Source organism: Stenotrophomonas genospecies 3, from assembly GCF_054473855.1.
Genome location: NZ_JBTMUR010000002.1, coordinates 345,926 through 363,708, shown reverse-complemented (window position 1 = coordinate 363,708; position 17,783 = coordinate 345,926). Strand labels below are relative to the sequence as shown.

The 17,783-nt window shown below is 66.1% G+C and carries 12 protein-coding genes; 8 read left to right on the top strand and 4 right to left on the bottom strand.

The window, feature by feature from the left end:
* Positions 1-24: 24 nt before the first annotated feature.
* The 3 genes from ACX9OT_RS04040 to ACX9OT_RS04030 are packed head-to-tail and all read left to right on the top strand — an operon-like array spanning position 25 to position 4,742.
* The gene (locus ACX9OT_RS04040) at positions 25-903 is read left to right on the top strand and encodes an alpha/beta fold hydrolase (RefSeq protein WP_459001070.1); all 879 of its coding nucleotides are present in this window, start codon (positions 25-27) and stop codon (positions 901-903) included.
* A complete protein-coding gene (locus ACX9OT_RS04035; protein WP_459001068.1) occupies positions 900-1,376 on the top strand; it encodes a MaoC family dehydratase in 477 nt (158 codons plus the stop codon). The genes ACX9OT_RS04040 and ACX9OT_RS04035 overlap by 4 nt, the downstream gene beginning before the upstream one ends.
* Before the next feature lie 36 nt (positions 1,377-1,412).
* Positions 1,413-4,742 carry a hybrid sensor histidine kinase/response regulator gene (locus ACX9OT_RS04030; RefSeq protein WP_459001066.1) on the top strand — a complete coding sequence of 1,110 codons (3,330 nt, stop codon included), beginning with the start codon at positions 1,413-1,415 and terminating at the stop codon, positions 4,740-4,742.
* Positions 4,743-4,746: 4 nt separating this feature from the next.
* On the opposite strand, the gene ACX9OT_RS04025 is transcribed toward ACX9OT_RS04030, so the two are convergent.
* Complete coding sequence (locus ACX9OT_RS04025) at positions 4,747-5,421, bottom strand: response regulator transcription factor (RefSeq protein WP_032127250.1); 675 nt, start codon at positions 5,419-5,421, stop codon at positions 4,747-4,749.
* A gap of 129 nt (positions 5,422-5,550) precedes the next feature.
* Between ACX9OT_RS04025 and ACX9OT_RS04020 the strand changes: the two genes are divergently transcribed.
* On the top strand, positions 5,551-7,197 hold the full coding sequence (locus ACX9OT_RS04020; protein WP_189721187.1) for a fatty acid--CoA ligase: 1,647 nt from the start codon (positions 5,551-5,553) through the stop codon (positions 7,195-7,197).
* Between the two features lie 144 nt (positions 7,198-7,341).
* Here ACX9OT_RS04020 and ACX9OT_RS04015 read toward each other — a convergent pair whose 3' ends face one another.
* From ACX9OT_RS04015 to ACX9OT_RS04005, 3 genes are all read right to left on the bottom strand, one after another.
* On the bottom strand, positions 7,342-7,833 hold the full coding sequence (locus ACX9OT_RS04015) for a hypothetical protein (protein ID WP_459001063.1): 492 nt from the start codon (positions 7,831-7,833) through the stop codon (positions 7,342-7,344).
* A gap of 178 nt (positions 7,834-8,011) precedes the next feature.
* Entirely contained in the window at positions 8,012-8,755 is a 744-nt protein-coding gene (locus ACX9OT_RS04010; RefSeq protein ID WP_049401514.1) for a FadR/GntR family transcriptional regulator, read from the bottom strand.
* 102 nt (positions 8,756-8,857) lie between these two features.
* Positions 8,858-11,749 (bottom strand): TonB-dependent receptor, encoded by a 2,892-nt coding sequence (locus tag ACX9OT_RS04005; protein ID WP_459001061.1) that lies wholly within the window; start codon positions 11,747-11,749, stop codon positions 8,858-8,860.
* Positions 11,750-11,990: 241 nt separating this feature from the next.
* Here ACX9OT_RS04005 and ACX9OT_RS04000 point away from each other — a divergent pair, with 241 nt between their 5' ends.
* Genes ACX9OT_RS04000 through ACX9OT_RS03985 form a run of 4 tightly spaced genes read left to right on the top strand, consistent with a single transcriptional unit; the run spans position 11,991 to position 17,769 of the window.
* A complete protein-coding gene (locus ACX9OT_RS04000) occupies positions 11,991-13,430 on the top strand; it encodes a polysaccharide lyase 6 family protein (RefSeq protein ID WP_107431940.1) in 1,440 nt (479 codons plus the stop codon).
* A complete protein-coding gene (locus tag ACX9OT_RS03995) occupies positions 13,427-15,655 on the top strand; it encodes an oligoalginate lyase (RefSeq protein ID WP_459001059.1) in 2,229 nt (742 codons plus the stop codon). Before ACX9OT_RS04000 ends, ACX9OT_RS03995 begins: the two co-directional genes overlap by 4 nt.
* Complete coding sequence (locus ACX9OT_RS03990) at positions 15,652-16,956, top strand: MFS transporter (RefSeq protein ID WP_049461096.1); 1,305 nt, start codon at positions 15,652-15,654, stop codon at positions 16,954-16,956. The genes ACX9OT_RS03995 and ACX9OT_RS03990 overlap by 4 nt, the downstream gene beginning before the upstream one ends.
* A gap of 60 nt (positions 16,957-17,016) precedes the next feature.
* A complete protein-coding gene (locus tag ACX9OT_RS03985) occupies positions 17,017-17,769 on the top strand; it encodes an SDR family NAD(P)-dependent oxidoreductase (RefSeq protein ID WP_049461094.1) in 753 nt (250 codons plus the stop codon).
* Positions 17,770-17,783: the final 14 nt, after the last annotated feature.

The following is a 17,783-nucleotide window of genomic DNA, read 5'->3' as shown; positions in this document are numbered from 1 at the left end:
TTACGATCTCCAGGAAGCTTCTGCATGACGCAGTCTTACGACGACCTGTACTGGAACAGCAATGATGGGTTGCGCCTGCACGCGCGCGACCATGCACCCGATGCGGGGCAGGCAGCGCGTGGCACGGTGGTCTGCATTCCCGGGCTGACCCGCAATGGCGCCGATTTCGATGCGCTTGCCGATGTGCTCACCGCCGAGGGCTGGCGCGTGATCGCGGTCGACCTGCGCGGTCGCGCAGGGTCGGAACGCGCATATGACCCGTCCAGCTACAACCCGCGTGCCTATGCGGATGACATGGTTGCGCTGCTGCGCTCGCAGAACATCGCCAAGGCGGTATTCGTCGGCACCTCGCTGGGCGTGCTGGTGACCATCACCCTTGCCTCGCGCGCGCCCGAGCGGATCGCGGCCGCGGTGCTCAACGATGCCGGCCCCAAGGTGCCGCGTGAGGCGCTGGCACGGATCGGCAAGTACGCCGGCAAGCCGGTGCCGCCGATGGACCTGGTGCAGGCCACCGCTTACGTGGAATCCATCGGCAAGGCCGCGTTCCCTCGCTTCAGTACCGACGACTGGCGGCAGATGGCGGTGCGCACCTTCCGCCCGCGCAGCGATGGACTGCTGGAGCTGGATTACGATCCGGCCGTGATCCGAACGACACGTCCCTGGCTGCTGTGGTTGCTGCGGCCGTTGCTGTGGCGTGCGGTTCGTGGGCTGACCGCACGGGTGCCGGTGCTGGTGGTGCGCGGTGCGCTGTCCGACATCCTGCCGGCCGATGTCGCGCGGCAGATGGCGGCCACCTCGGAAAGTGCCCGCCTGGTGGAAGTGCCGGATGTGGGCCATGCGCCGATGCTGTCCGAGCCAGAGGCACGTGACGCGATCCTGACCTTGCTGGAGCGTGTGGCGTGAGTGCGGAGAGCAATCTGCCTCCCGCGCTGCAGGCGTTGCAGCAGTGGGCGGCCAGCGAGCGGGTGAGCGGCGTGACCCACGTGGACCAGGCGCGCATCGATGCCTTTGCCGACGCCACCGGCGACCACAACTGGATCCACGTCGATCCAGGCCGCGTGCAGACGCAGCTGCCGGGCGGGCAGACCATCGCGCACGGTTTCCTGCTGCTCTCGCTCACCGTGCAGGACGATGTGGTCGCCCTCACCGGCTTCCCCGGCATCGCCCATGCGCTCAACTACGGCCTCAACAAGGTCCGCTTTCTGGCGCCGGTACCCAGCGGGTCGGGGGTGCGGGTACGCTCGCAGCTGCTGTCACTGGAGGCGCGCCAGCCCGGCCAGTGGCTGCTGACCCAGCACAAGGCCGTCGAGCGGGTTGCCGATGGCGAGCTGGCACTGGTCGCTGAGCAGCTGTCACTGATCGTGGTCGTCCCCTAGCACCACCCTGCCCGGTTCTCTGCCTACACTGGAGCGATGTTGACGCCCTCCATCGTCCTCTTCGCCTGCATTGCATGGACCGCACTGCTGTTTGGCGTGGCGCTGTGGGGTGAGCGCCGGGGGCACCGGCTTTCGAAGGCATGGCCGCTCATCTATGCGCTGTCGCTGGCCGTGCACTGCACCGCGTGGACCTACTACGGCGCAGCCTCGCAGGGGCTGCAATGGGGCTTCCCCATTCCACCCACCCTGGCCGGCATGGCGTTGATCTTTGCCTTCGGTCTGCCGTTCCTGCTCCGCCTGGGGCGGCTGGCCAAGCAGCACAACAGTGCCACCATCGCTGATCTGGTCGTCGCACGACTGCGTGCCGATCGCGGCCTCGGCTTCACCATCACTCTGGTGGCACTGTTCGGCATCATTCCCTACATCGCCCTGCAGCTGAAAGCCGTCAGTCAGGGCCTGGGCGCCTTGCTGGGCGATCGTTTCGCGCCTGCTGCCGCGCAGCTGGACATGTCGTTCTGGTTCGCCCTGACGATGGCCGCGTTCACCCTGCTGTTCGGTGCACGCAAAGCATCGGCCACCGAGCCCAATCGTGGCATCGTGGTCGCCCTGGGGCTGGAGTCGGTATTGAAGCTGGTGGCGCTGCTCGCCATTGGCCTCTATGCGGCGCTGTCGGTGCGCCAGGCGGGCACGCCGCTGCTGGAAAAGATGACGCAGCTGCCACCACCGGCCATCATGCCGGACTATCTGACCATGGTCGCGCTGGGCGCGATCTCCGCGTTCACCCTGCCGCACCAGTTCCATGTCGGCGTGGTCGAGCTGCGCCAGACCTCGGACCTGAGGACGGCACGCTGGTTGTTCCCGGTCTACCTGCTGCTGATCGGGCTGCCGTCGGTGCCGATGGCGCTGGCCGGTGCCGCGCAGCTGCCCGCATCGGTGTCGCCTGACCTGTACGTGCTGGCGCTGCCGCAGGCCGGTGGCCACCACCTGCTGGCCTTGCTGGCCTATCTGGGCAGCCTGAGCGCCGCCACCGGCATGATGATCCTTTCGGGGCTGACCCTGTCGATCATGCTCGGCAACCATGGCTTCGGCTCACGGTTGCTGGACGGTATTGCCGGCGGTGCCGCGGCGGCCGACCTGCGTCCACGCGTGCTGGCCTTCCGCCGTGCCGGCATCCTCGCCGTGTTCCTGATGGCGTGGCTGTACAGCCGGGCGATGAGCGACACCGAGGCACTCAGCGATTTCGGCCTGATGTCCTTCACCGCCCTCTCGCAGCTGGCGCCGGCGGTCCTGCTGGCGGTGTATCGCCCGCGCACGCCCTCTCCGGCCATCATCGCCGGCATCGTGCTGGGGTCGTTGGCCTGGCTGTGGCTGGTGCTGCTGCCGATGGTGATCCCTGCCACGCCCCCCGCCTCGGGGCCCGATGACCTGCACTGGCTGTCCGTGGTCTCGCTGCGCCTGCAGTCGGGCCATATCGCCATCAGCATGGGCGCCAGTCTGGCGGTCAACCTGCTGACGGTTGCGCTGGTGTCGCGCGCGGTGCGTCCCTCGTTGCCGCGACGACGGGATGCGGTGGCAGCAGCCTCGCTGCGCAGGACGGCCGGACGCTTCCTCGGCCAGGAGCGGGCCCGGCAACTGATGGATGGGCATGCCGGGCAGCTGCTGGACGACGACCGGGTCATCACCATCGAACGCGAACTGAGCGCCGTGGTCGGCGCGGGCATGGCGCGCCTGCTGGTGGAGGCCGCTCGCGATGGCGGTGCCGCGCCCTTGGATGCGGTAACCCGTGCTGTAGGCGAAGCCACCCAGGCGCTGCGCTTCAACCAGCGCCTGCTGGAAGCGGCGCTGGAAAACATGAGCCAGGGCATCAGCGTGGTCGACGCGCAGCTGCAGCTGGTGGCCTGGAACAGCCGCTACGCCGCGTTGTTCAAGTTTCCGCCCGAGTTGCTGCAGGTCGGGCAGCCGGTGGTCAATCTGACAGCGTGGGCGCTGGCCGAACTGAAGATCGGCGACGGCCCTGGTGACTCTCGCGACAAGGCCCTGCAGCGTCGCGCCGCACACATGCGGCGTGGCACGCCGCATCTGTCCGAACGGATCTTCCCCGACAACACCATCGTCGAGATCCGTGGCAATCCAATGCCCGGCGGTGGCTACGTGGCCACCTTCACCGACGTCACCGCCTTCCGCCGCGCCGAGGAAGCGCTCAAGCGCAGCAATGAAACCCTGGAGCGCCGCGTACAGGACCGCACCGCACGGCTGGAACAGGCAGTGCACGAAGCCGAGCGCGCGAACGTTGCCAAGACACGCTTCCTGACGGCGGTCGTCCATGACCTGATCCAGCCACTGCATGCGGCGCAGCTGCTGACCGATGCGATGTCGCAGCACATCGAATCGGAGTTCCTCGACAGTTTCCTGCGCCAGATCCGTGGTGCGCTGGACTCCACCGACGACCTGCTGTCCGGGCTGCTGGATATCTCCCGGCTTGAGGCGGGTGGACTGGTCGCCGATCCGCGCCCCTTCGCGCTGTCGACCGTCCTGGATCCGCTCGCGCAGGAGTTCGCGGTACTGGCGGCGGCGCGCGGCCTGCAGTTCCGCCATGTGCGGAGCCAGGCCTGGGTCCATAGCGACCCCCTGCTGCTGCGCCGGGTGCTGCAGAACTTCCTGGCCAATGCCATTCGTTACACCCGCCATGGCGGTGTGTTGCTCGGTGTGCGCCGCCAGGGACAGGCACTGCTGATCGGTGTGCATGACACCGGCCCCGGCATTGCTCCGGAGCAGCAGGCGGTGGTGTTCGAGGAATTCCACCGGGTCGATCGCAGCAACGGCCAGGGACTGGGCCTGGGCTTGACCATCGCACACCGCATCGCCGACCTGCTGCACGCACCCCTGCACCTGCGCAGCGTGCCCGAGCACGGCTCGGCCTTCTCGATCAGCGTGCAACGCGCAGCACCCCCTGCGACCCCGCGCAGCTCGCCGCCGGCAGCCGGCAGCAGCGCGCTCAAGGGAGTCCGCGTGCTGGTGGTCGACAACGACCCGGACGCATTGGAGGCGATGCGGCAGCTGCTGCTTTCCTGGGGTTGCGATGTCATCGCGGCAGGCCAAGCCGATGACATCGGACCGTCAGCGCACGAGGCGGCGCTGTGGCTGTTCGACTATCACCTGGATGATGGCGATACCGGTGTTGCGCTGTGGAAGCGGCTGGTAGGCATGCATGGGCCGCGTCCGACGGTGATCCTCAGTGCGGATGCCGGCAGCGAGACGCGCGAGGCGGTGCGCGGCGTTGGGCTGTCCCTGCTCAACAAGCCGTTCAAACCGTTGGCGCTGCGCTGGGCGATCAACCACCTGCTGGCGGCCAGCACCACGCCCTGACCGGTCAGGGCTCAGGCAGTTCTTCGATCTGCCGGGACGGATCGGCCAATCCCATTTCGTGCAGCACGCGGATGGCCTGCGCGCGGTTGCGCACGCCCAGCCGCTCCATGATGCGTGTCATGTGCGCCTTGACCGTGCGCAGCTGTACGCCCAGCCGGTCGGCAATCTGCTTGTTGAGCAGGCCCTCGGCCACCAGGCCCAGCACCTTGTACTGATGTGCCGACAGGCTGGCCAGGCGTGCGGCCAGGTCGGCATCCCTGCTGAACGTCGCCACCCGGGCCACCGGTTCGCGCAGCAGCGCCGGGATCCAGCGCTCGCCCTCCAGCACGGACTGCAGCGCGGACTGCAGCTCGTTCAAACCCGAGCTCTTGGGCAGATAGCCCGCGGCGCCAAGGTCGATGGCACGCCGGATGACCTGCGGCTCCTCGTTGGCGGAGACGATGATGATCGCCAGACCCGGCTGCAACGCACGGATCGTGGCCAGCCCGGCCAGTCCGTGGTTGCCCGGCATGTGCAGGTCCAGCAGCATCAGATCGATCGACTGGTTCTCGATCACCTCCAGCACGCTGTCCAGCGAATCAGCTTCGCTGATCTGCAGATCGGCGACCGCCTCTTCCGCCGCGCGATGCAGTGCCGCGCGGAACAAAGGGTGATCGTCGGCGATGAGCAGGGTGGGCATGTCCTGGCGAGATTATCAAATCGGGTGCGCGCAGGAACAGGTACCTAGGTACGCTGGTGCAGCAGGAAGGGCTTGCTAGTGTGGTGCGGAGAAGGCCGGCGACCGCAACGCCGCCCACGAGGAAATGCCATGTCATCCGCCCCCACTCCCGATGCCAATGCCTATCCACTGCTGATCAAGCAGCTGCTGCTGATGCCGCTGGCGGTGAGCCCTGAACAGGAGATCGTCTACGGCGACCAGGTCCGATTCGACTACCGCACCCTGCAGGTGCGCATCGGCCAGCTGGCCGGCCTGTTGACCTCGCTGGGAGTCGGCCACGGCGACACGGTGGCGGTGATGGACTGGGACAGCAACCGCTACCTGGAGGCCTACTTCGCCGTGCCGATGATCGGTGCGGTGCTGATGATGGTGAACGTGCGCCTGGCCCCAGAGCAGATCGCCTACACGCTGAACCACAGCGGGGCGCGGGTGATCCTGGCCAACCGCGAGTTCCTGCCGCTGCTGGACGCCATCGACGAGCAGCTGCCGGACCTGCGCACGCGCATCCTGCTGGACGATGCAGGCGGTCCGCTGCCGCCAGGCTTCGCCACCGAGTACGAAGCGGGGTTGCGCGATGCCACACCGATCGTCTGCTTCCCGGACTTCGACGAGAACGCCCGTGCCACGGTGTTCTACACCACTGGAACCACCGGGTTGCCCAAGGGCGTGTATTTCAGCCACCGGCAGCTGGTGTTGCATTCGCTGGCGGCGATGGCCGCGCTTGGCGGTGCACCCCGTCAAGGCCGCCTGCATCGTGACGATGTCTACATGCCCATGACCCCGATGTTCCATGTGCACGCGTGGGGCCTGCCCTACGTGGCAACGGCGATGGGCATCAGGCAGGTCTATCCGGGGCGCTACCTGCCTGCGAAGCTGCTGGCATTGATCGCCCGTGAGAAGGTGACCTTCTCGCACTGCGTGCCAACCATCCTGCACATGCTGCTGGAGCATCCGGACACGGCGCAGACCGACCTGGAGGGCTGGAAGGTGATCATCGGCGGTGCGGCTCTGCCGCGTGCGCTGGCGCAGCGTGCGCTGGCGCGGGGCATCGACATCTTCGGCGGCTATGGCATGTCCGAGACCTGCCCTCTGCTCACCATCGCCCAGATCGACGTGGACAGCGTGACCGATGCCGATGAGGTGCTGTCGCTGCGCACCAAGGCCGGCATACCGGTACCGCTGGTGGACCTGCGCATCGTCGATCCGGACATGAAGGATGTCGCCCACGACGGCATCGCCACCGGAGAGGTCGTCGTGCGCGCACCCTGGCTCACCCAGGGCTACCTGCACGATCCGGATGCATCTGCAGCACTGTGGGCAGGAGGCTATCTCCATACCGGGGACATCGGCAACATCGATGAATACGGCTACCTGAGGGTGACCGACCGGATCAAGGATGTGATCAAGACCGGCGGTGAGTGGATCTCCTCGCTCGCCCTGGAGGACATCATCGCCCTGCATCCGGCGGTCAGCGAAGTCGCGGTGATCGGCATCGCCGACACGAAATGGGGCGAGCGGCCGTTGCCGCTGGTGGTCAGGCAGCCTGGCAGTGAGGTGACCGAAGCGGAGATCATCGAACTGGTCGCTGCGCGAAGCCGCTCAGGGGACATCTCACGGTATGCGATTCCGGAACGGGTCAGTTTCGTGGAATCGATCGAGCGGACCAGCGTGGGCAAGATCAACAAGAAGAAGCTGCGTGGGTTGCATGACCCAGCGACTGGCTCGGGCCGTGGGTGATCTCCGCCCGATCGCCGAGGTCAATGCTCGAAGGACACGATGCAGGGCACGCCAAAATATGGAGCGGCGCCCCGGGACGATGATCTCCCGGGGCACCACTGCTCTGCAGCAGACCTGGTTCAGTTCTGCCAGGACCGGTCACCCTCAGTCGATGCAAGGTCCCTTCGCAGCGATCTCCGTGCCGGATCCCTTCGCACCGATGCTGGCCGGGCCCTGGCATGCATCAAAGCTGTACTTGATCAGCTTCCACGCCCCACTCGACCACCGGTATGTCCACGACTCGGAAGCACCGCTCGGCAAGGTATTGGAGATCGAGATGACCTCGCCCTCCACACCGCGTGCAGGCAATGGAACAGGCGGGCCCGCCGCACCGGCCGACTTCAGGCTGCCAGCAGACTGATAGCTGTGCGAGATGGCCAGTTCGCCCGTCTGCAACGCCGGCGCGTAGGCGGGCGAATTCCGTTTGATCCAATCGACGATGTAGCCGGCTTCCAGCGAATCCGGCGCGTACGTGGCCTTCGTAACTACAGTGGCGGTCGCGGTGCCCGCGATCGGTCCTGCATTGACGCTTCCACCGGGGACTCCACTCAGTGCCAGCACCAATGGCAGCGCCGCGCCCAACAGCGAGAACTTCATACCCTGCTCCTTGTGTGTATGCAGCTTTCTCAACGGGCCGTCTATGACCCGCGGGCAGTGTAGGCATTGCGGACAGGCTGGGCATCGGCGCAGTCATGCCCATTTCTCATATCCATCAGGCTTCGAGCGCGAGCTGCCCTGCTGAAGGTCGCAGCGCCGATTGTGTTGAACGCGGCGCTCAGATCCGCGTCGTTGCCATGAACCGTTCGCGGTCCTGCTGCGTGCGGCGGCGGATCTCCTCCAGCGCCTGGCTTTCGGTCGCCTGCAGCATGGCTTCGAACAGGCGCTGGAAGTGAAGGCGCATCGCATTGCGCGCGGCCACCGGATCACGCGCGCGCAGGGCTTCGAAGATCGCCATGTGCTCGTCCGCACGGCTGGCGCCATCATCATGGCAGACCCGGGCATAGACCTCGGTCACCCGCGGCAGTTCGCTGCGCATGCGCCAGATCTGCTGCACGAAGAATTCCACCACCGGGTTGCCGGAAAGCCGTGCGATGGCCAGGTGGAAACGGCGGTCGTACTCGCCGGCTTCCGCGTCACTCAGGTCGCGACGGCACAGCGCTTCGGCCAACGCCTGCAGCTCGGCAATGCCGGCATCATCCAGATTGCTGGCAGCCAGAGCGGCGGCCTCGGCCTCGAATACCGCGCGGGCGGCGGTGAGGTCGAAGGCGCTGACATCCGGCAGCCCGCCGGACGCCTGCGTCGGGCGCGGTTTCACATGCACGCCCGAGCCGATGCGGATGGCGATCCAGCCCTGCGCTTCCAGTGCGATCTCGGCTTCGCGGATGGTGACCCGGCTGACACCGAACCGTTCGGCCAGCTCACGCTCGCCCGGCAGCCGCGAGCCCGGCGGAAATTCGCCGTCCTCGATCAGCTTGCGGAGCTTGGCAGCGATGGTCTGGTAAAGGCGGTTGGCGGACATGCGGCTGACCCTTGGCGATTCCTTCCGGGTCCCTGCCCTGCCACCGCGGCCGGCAAGGGTCCGGTTGGAGCGACGGCGCGACCACTGGCCGCGCCGCCCTGTTCAGAACTTGTATCGTACACCGAAATACGCACGCCGCCCGTAGGTCACCACTTCGCGGAAGTTCCCATAAAGCGGCTGGTAGGCCACGCGCGGCTCGTTGGTCAGGTTCATCAGCTCCAGCGACAGCGACAACTGCTTGTTCACCCGGTAGCGCAGGCGCAGGTCCACGCTGGTGTTGTCATCGTAGTAGCGGTTCTGCTGCGCGGTGTTGCCGGTGAAGTCCTGGTAGTAGTGCGAGCGGAACTTGCCGATGGCCTGGATGTTGAAGCGCCCGACGTCCCAGTAGATCGAGCCGGACAGCACGTGCCGCGAGAAACCACTCAGGCCAGCCGGTGGCACGATGGCCGGAATGATCGTGCCATCGCTGGCCAGCTGCTCGCCCAGTCGCGAGTCCTGGGTCTGATAGTCGGCATCGGCGTAGTTGTAGCTCAGCTTGAAACCCAGCCCGTCGAACGGCTTGGGCAGGTACGACAGTCGATGGGTGGCGGTCAGCTCGAAGCCGGTCAGCGTGCTGTTCTCGTCGGTGGTTACCTGTTGCCGCACCGGCACGGTCACGCTCTGGCCGTCGATGGTGTAGGTCTCCGGCACCAGCGCAGTGGCAGTGCCGCCGTTGAACTGCTTCCAGTACACCGCGCCGGCCAGCATCGTGTCCGGGTTCGGGTACCACTCCAGGGAAAGGTCGCCGTTCCAGGACATCAGCGGCTGCGCGGCGGGGTTGCCGCTGGCGCTGATGTCATCCAGCGCGTCGGCCAGGTTGCCGTAGGTGGCATCACTGCTCACGTTGATGGTGCGCCCGGCACCCAGCGCGGCAATGTCCGGCCGTGACATCGCGCGATATGCACCGACCCGCAGCAACACGTCCGGGCGCAGCTCGAAGGCCGCGTTGAGGCTGGGCAGCAGCTTGTCGTTGCCCGCCTTGAACACCTGCGTGCTGTACTCGCCGGTGGGTTGCAGGCGGATCGTCCCGTCACCGTTGTCCTCGATGCGCAGCCCGGTACGCACGCCTTCAGAACGAACATCGGTCTTGACCCAGCGCAGGCCGAGGTTGCCGGTCACCGGCAAGCCGAACAGGGTGCTGCTGAACTCACCCATCAGATAGAGCGCGCGTGTCTTCTCGGTGATGTCGACATTGTTCGGATCCTGGAAACCCGGATCCAGCCCGCTGTCGAGGCTGCCGCGGAACGACTGGTACAGGCAGTTCGGATCGAAGTACGCCCACGAGGAGATCGTGTTGCCGCTGGCGGCATCCATGAAGTCATCCTGCGGGAAGGGTGAACGGCAGGCCTGGTTGGCGGCGATGATCTTCGCTTTGTCGGCCGCCACGCGCTGGTCGTAGTCGGTTACCAGGGTGTTGTCGCGCAGGCGGTAGTCGGCCTGGCTGGCGCGCACGCCGCCCTTGATGCGGGTGAAGAAACCGGACTCCGGCATGAAGCTGGCATCGAAGCGGCCGGCCTTGATCCTGTGGTCATTCTCGGTGGCGCTGGAGGTCACCCGCGCCGCGCCGGTGTAGGCGTCCCAGTTGTTGGGGTCGAAGTTCGGCGCCAGGGCAACACTGGGCACTTCGCCGTGCCAGTCCCAGTCATAGTCCACGTAGCCGGTGGCACCACTACTGATACCGGGCACGACGGCATTGTTGACATCGCGCTGGTTGGCGCGCAGACGGGTCATGCGCTCGCTGTCGAGGCGATTGGTGTGCGAGTAGGAAAGATCGGTAGACAGCTCCCAGGCCGGGGTCGGGCGCAGGATCAGGTTCAGGCCACCCCCGGTGTATTCCTCGCCACGCCAGTAGCGGTTGGAGGTGGAATCAATCGAGGTGCTGCCGTGCAGGTGGCGCACGATACCGTCTTCGTCAACCTCGCGCTGGGTGATGCCGCGTCGTGCGTTGGACAGGCTCAGATCGCTGCGGTTCTCATACCAGTTGCGCTCGGTGTGCTCGAAATCGAGGTTCAGTTCAACCACATCATTTGGCCGCCACTGCAGTGCGGCGAACTCGCTCTGCCGGTCGTTGCGCTCCTGCTTGAGCCGGTAGATGCGGCTGCTCGGCACCAGGTAGTACGGCGCGCCGTTGGCGATGGCCTGCGCGGACACTTCGTTGCAGTTGGCATTGCCCACGTTCTGCGTGCCATCGCAGGCATACCAGGTGGAACCGCTGGTAATGCTCTCTTCCGGATCGGTGCCGTCCAGGCGCTGGAAGCCCAGCGAGATGCCCAGCTTCTGCCCGTTGCCGAACTCGAACTGATCGATGTAGCTGGCGGTGCCGCGATAGCCGATGCCGTCCTTGTCACGGTACTTGCTGTCGTACTCCGCCCAGCTGCCGCGCAGGTCCAGCTGCGCTGCACGCTTGCCGTACTCCAGTGGGCGCACTGTTTCCAGGCCGATGGTGCCGGCCACGCCGCCTTCGATGATGTCGGCGCGCTGGGTCTTGTAGATGGCCACCGTATTGATCAGCTCGGCCGGGAACATGTTGAAGTTCACCGAGCGGTCGCCGCTGCCGTTGGTGATCTCGCGGCCGTTGAAGTTGGTGCTGCTGAGGAAGGCGCCCAGGCCACGGATCGAGATCTCCGAGGCGCCGGTCTTGTCGCGGGTCGAGGCGGCGCCGGTCAAGGTCTCGATCGCATCGGCCAGCGACGGTGCCGGCAGGTCGCCGATGTCATCGGCCGAGAGCACGTCGGCGATGACCGTGTCGTCGCGCTTCTTGTTGATCGAACTCTGCATTGATTCGCGGATGCCGGTGACCCGCACCTGGTCCAGCGTGGTGGGATCCTGCCCTGACGCGTCCTTGCTGGACTGCGCCTGGGCCGCGGGCATGCCTGCCAGCAGGGCAAGCAGCGCCACGATCAGGGGTGTGGGGGACAACGAGATGCTGTGCACTGCTCCGGCGGGTCGCCGCATGGTTTCCTCCTCCCAAAGGATCGCCTGCATGCCAGGCGTGGGACGCAGCTTCGGCACGGCGAGATGAAAATGTCAACCAATTGGTATGTGAACGTTCAAATGCCTTTGATCCATACCAGTTGAACGCAATTTAATGTGCTCATGCAGCATGACTTTGCGCGAAAGCTGGCTTACAACGGACTCGAAAGTGGTATGCAGACCCACCCTGAAACGACGGCCCGCCCGTCTCTGGAAGGATTTCATGCGCATTCGTCCGCTTGCTCGACATCCGCTCCGCAATCCATCACTTTTTTGCCTGACCACTGGTCTGGCCATGTGCCTGACCACTTCAGCGGCAAGTGCAGCCAGCTGGCTCGTCCACGATGTCGCTGAGTTCACGACCGCCGCCTCGGCGCTGCAGCCCGGCGATGAGATCGTGTTGGCTGACGGCACCTGGACCGACGCGCGGTTGCTGCTGAAAGGCCACGGCACGGCAGCCGCGCCGATCGTGTTGCGCGCGCAGACCGCCGGCAAGGTCGTCCTCAGCGGACGTTCGGACCTGCGCCTGGCGGGCAGCTACCTGCAGGTGTCCAACCTGGTGTTCCGCAACGGCTATACGCCGGGTGATGCGGTGGTGGCGTTCCGCGAATCCAGCAAGGCGGTGGCCCGCCACAGCCGGGTGACCGGCCTGGTGATCGATGACTACACCAACCCCGATGCCAGCGACCAGGACTACTGGGTATCGCTGTATGGCAGCAACAACCGGTTGGATCACAGCCAGCTGCGCGGCAAGACCAACGCCGGGCCCACGGTAGTGGTGGTGCGCGATGCCACCCAGGGCCTGGACAACCAGCACCGCATCGACCACAACTGGTTCGGACCGCGCCCGGCGCTGGGCGTCAACGGCGGCGAAACCCTCCGCGTCGGCACCAGCGACACTTCGTTGAGCGATTCCAACAGTACGGTGGAGAACAACTGGTTCGAAGGCTGCGACGGCGAGACCGAGATCATCAGCAACAAGTCCGGCGGCAATACCTACCGCGGCAACGTGTTCTACCGTTCGGCCGGCGCGCTCACGCTGCGCCATGGCAACGGCAACCGGGTGATCGACAACGTGTTCCTGGGCGACGACAAGACCGGCACCGGCGGCGTGCGCATCATCAATGCCGACCAGACCGTCAGCAACAATTACTTCGAACGACTGGCCGGCTCCAGCAACCGTTCCGCGCTGGCGGTGATGGACGCGCAGGCCGATCCGCCGCTGTCCGGCTATGCGCCGGTGGTGAATGCCACGATCAGCCGCAATACCTTCGTGGACGTGGCGAAGATCAGTTTCGGCGTCGGCCATGATGAGGCCAAGGGCATCGTGGTCGCCGCCAGCAACAGCCGCTTCAGCGCCAACCTGATCGTCAACCGCACCAGCAGGAACCCGCCGAATGCCGCCAGTTCGCTGGCCGGCATCGACTTCAGTGGCAACGTGCAGTCACCGGCAGCCAGCACCGTATTCCCGGGCGGCGTAGAGGGGCGTGGCGTCAGCCTGCAGCAGGCTGCCAGCGGATTGTGGGTGGCCGCGCCTGCCCTGCCCGCCGTGGGCGCCGATCCTGCCCTGGCGATGACCGCGCGCGAGGCGACCGGCGTCAACTGGTATCCCAAGGTGGGCGAAGTTGCCCTGTCACGCACCCGCAATGGAGTTGATCGATGAGGTTGCAGCCGCTGTTCGTCTCCCTGGCCCTGGCCACCCCCTTTGCCCTGCTGCCGGCCGCGCCGCTGTTCGCAGCCCCCGCTGCCGCAGCGAGGCAGGCCGACACCGCGCCGGTGCTGGTGACCGCAGCGCAGTGGCAGCGGATGGCCAGCGAAGGCGGCCGCTACCCGTGGTTCGCCAAGGAACAGGCGCGCACGGAAAAATCGCTGAAGAAGATGATGAAGGCCGGCATCGACGTGCCGGTACCGAAGGACAAGGGCGGCGGCCGCACCCATGAACAGCACAAGCGCAACTACCAGGCCCTGATGGCGGCCGGCACCCTGTACCGGCTGACAGGCGACAAGGTCTATGTCGACTACGCGCGCGACATGCTGCTGCAGTACGCCACGCTCTACCCCACCCTGGGCCCGCACCCCGAAGGCCGCGGACAGATTCCAGGCCGCGTGTTCTGGCAGGTGCTCAACGATTCGGTGTGGCTGGTCAATGCCATCCAGGGCTACGACGCGATCCGCGACGCGCTGTCCGCCGAGGACCGCGACACCATCGAATCGAAGGTGTTCCGGCCGATGGCTGAGTTCCTCGTCAGCGAGCCGAAGAACTACGACCAGATCCACAACCACGCCACCTGGGCGGTGGCCGCCACTGGCATGACCGGCTACGTGCTGCGCGACCCTGAGCTGGTGGAGAAATCGTTGCGCGGCAGCCAGAAGAACGATCAGTTCGGCTTCCTTCGCCAGATCGACCTGCTGTTCTCGCCCGATGGCTATTACGAGGAAGGCCCGTACTACCAGCGCTACGCACTGGCACCGTTCCTGCTGTTCGCCAACGCCATCGAACGCAACGAACCGCAGCGCAGGATCTTCGCGCGCCGCGACGGCGTGCTGCTGAAGGCCGTGGATGTGCTGGTGCAGTCCAGCTATGACGGCCTGTTCTTCCCGATCAACGATGCCATCCTGGACAAGGGCATCGATACCGAGGAACTGGTGGCCGGTATCGGCATTGCCTATGCGCGCACCGGTGACGACCGCCTGTTGTCGGTGGCCCAGCAGCAGAAACGCCTGCTGTTGTCCCCCGAGGGACTACAGGTGGCGCAAGCCCTGGCCGCCAACAAGGCCAAGCCCTTCGATTACCGTCCGATGCTGCTGCGCGATGGCCCGGACGGCGACCGCGGTGGCCTGGCGATCCTGCGCATGAACGGCGAACGCGGCCAGGCGCTGGTGCAGAAGGACACGATGCAGGGCATGGGCCATGGCCACTTCGACAAACTCAACTGGTTGTTCTACGACAACGGCAATCCGGTGGTGACTGACTACGGCGCTGCCCGCTTCCTCAACGTGGAAGCCAAGCGGGGTGGCATCTACCTGGCCGAGAACCGCAGCTGGGCCAAACAGACCGTGGCCCACAACACCCTGGTGGTGGACGAACAGAGCCACTTCAAGGGCGACTGGAAGCGCGGCGAGGAGCATGCCCCGCAGGTGCGCTTCTTCCAGGCCGATGCCGATACCCAGGTTGCCTCGGCGACCATGCGCGATGCCTACCCCGGCGTGGTGTTCACCCGCACCCAGGCGCTGCTGCGCCATCCCGACTTGGGCCTGCCGGTGGTGCTGGACCTGCTGCAGGTGCACGGCGACAAGGCCGCGCGCTACGACCTGCCGCTGCACTTCAAGGGCCACATCGTCACCACCGGCTTCGAGGCAGAACACTTCCCCACCCAGCGCCCGGTGCTGGGCAAGGACAACGGCTACCAGCACCTGTGGCTGGATGCACGCAGCACGCCCGGCAGCGAATCGCGTTCGCTGGCGTGGCTGCTGGATGGGCGCTTCTACACCTACCGATTCGGCAGCAGTGCGCCGGCACAGGCGCTGCTGGTGGAAAGTGGTGCCAACGATCCGGAGTTCAACCTGCGCCGTGAACCGGCCCTGCTGCAGCGCGTGGAAGGCCAGAAGGACGTGACCTTCTTCAGCGTGCTGGAGCCGCATGGCGAGTACAACGGCACCGCCGAGTACGTGCACGGCGCGGACAGCCGCATCAAGGACATCGTGCGCAGCCGGGGCAGCGATGCAGAGGTGATCGAACTGCGCCTGGCCAGCGGTGCACGCATCGCCCTCGGCGTGGCCGACGACAGCAGCGCCAAGGGCGAGCACAGCGTGACCGTGGACGGCCATGCCTACCGCTGGAACGGCAGCCATGCACGCATGGACCGCAGCAAGGGTGACGGAAAATGAACGGCCCTGCCGTGGTGGCCAACCTGCGCAAGGTGCCGGTGCGTTCAGCAGTGCGCTGGTTGATCGTGGGCCTGATCGCCGTCGCTACGGTCATCAACTACATCGACCGCAATGCACTGGCGGTGATGTGGCCGGAAATCGCCAGGGAAGTAGGCGCGACCAAGGACGACTATGCCCTGCTGGTAACGGTGTTCATGCTGTTCTACGCCGCCGGCCAGTTCCTGTTCGGCCGCCTGTTCGACATGATCGGCACGCGCCTGGGGTTCGCCCTGTCGATCAGCGTGTGGTCGATCTCGATCGCGCTGCACTCGATCACCCATTCGATGCTCTCCTTCAGCCTGGTAAGGGCGATGCTCGGCATCAGCGAAGCGGGTGCGTGGCCCGGCGCGGTCAAGGCCAATGCCGAGTGGTTCCCTGCGCGCGAACGCGCGTTGGCGCAGGGCGTGTTCAACGCGGGTGCGTCGATCGGCGCGATCGTCTCCGCACCCGCCATCGCCGGCCTCTATCTGTGGCTGGGCTGGCGCGGCACCTTCGTGCTGGTCGGTGCGATCGGCTTCCTGTGGCTGCTGCCGTGGCTGTTTGTCTACCGCGCCGGGCCGGACAAGCATCCGTGGGTGAGCGATGCCGAGCGCCGGCTGATCCAGCAAGACCAAGCCGGGCAACAGACAGAGGCGGCGCCCAAAGCCAGCGTGCGCGAGCTGCTGGCCCATCGCCAGAGCTGGGGCATGCTCGCCTGCCGCTTCCTGCTGGATCCTATCTGGTGGCTGTTCGTGTCCTGGCTGCCGATCTATCTCGCTGAAACCTTCGGCTTCGACATCAAGCAGATCGGCCTGTTCGCGTGGGTACCCTTCGTCGGCGCGATGCTGGGCAGCCTCAGTGGCGGCTGGCTGTCGGGTCGCATGATCCGCGCCGGACACAGCGTGGACCGCGCCCGCAAGCTGGCCATCACCCTGGGGTGCGTGATCATGGCGCCTGCCCTGCTGGGTGCTGTGCTGGCCAATCAGCCGCTGCTGGCGGTGCTGGCGATCGCTGCGGTGCTGTTCGGCTTCCAGGTAGCCATCGGCAACATCCAGACCCTGCCCGGCGACCTGTTCGACGGCCGTTCGGTGGGCACGCTGGCAGGCCTGGGTGGCCTGGCGGCGGTCGCCGGCACCTTGATCACCACCTGGCTGGTGCCGGTGCTGACCCGCCACTCCTACGCCCCGATCTTCATCCTCGTTGCCGCGCTGGTGCCGCTGTCGCTTGCTGCGCTGTGGTGGTGGACCGGACCTATCCAGAAGCTCGACCGTCGCGGCGGCTGAGCCTGGGTCTCCTTCTTTTCCAAGTACATCCATTCCCCCGCAAACCAAGGAGTTTTCCGCATGTCGTTCCAGGACAAGGTGGCCATTGTCACCGGTGGTGGCCGCGATATCGGCCGCGCCGTTTCGATCAAACTGGCTGCCGCCGGTGCACGCGTCTGCATCAACTACGCCCATGATGAAGCCAGTGCCCAGGAAACGCTGGCACAGATCCAGGCGGCCGGTGGCCAGGCCATCGTGCATCGCGCCGACGTCACCGATGCCGCCGCCGTGGCCGGCCTGGTCGCTGCGGTACAGGCCGCGTTCGGCGAGCGTATCGACCTGCTGGTGAACGTGGCCGGTGGCATGGTGCAGCGTCGGCCGCTGGCCGACATCGACCCGGCGTTCTTCCACGCCGTGATGGACCTGAATCTGACCTCGACCTACCTGACCACGCACGCGGTGGTGCCACACATGCGCGACGGCGCAGCCATCGTCAACTTCGCCTCCCAGGCAGGTCGTGATGGCGGCGGCCCGGGGGCATCGATCTACGCCACCGCCAAGGCGGCAGTGATGACCTTCACCCGTGCCATGGCCAAGGAGCTGGGGCCGAAGGGCATCCGCGTGAATGCGCTGTGCTGCGGCATGATCGCCACCCGTTTCCATGATGAGTTCACCAAGCCGGAAGTACGAACGGCCGTTGCCGGCGCTACCCCGCTGCGCCGCCAAGGGGCACCGGACGAAGCCGCCGACGCTGCGGTATTCCTGGCCTCGGATGCGGCGGCGTTCATCACCGGTGCGAATCTGGACGTCAACGGCGGCACCTACTTCTCCTGACTGGAATCCTGACC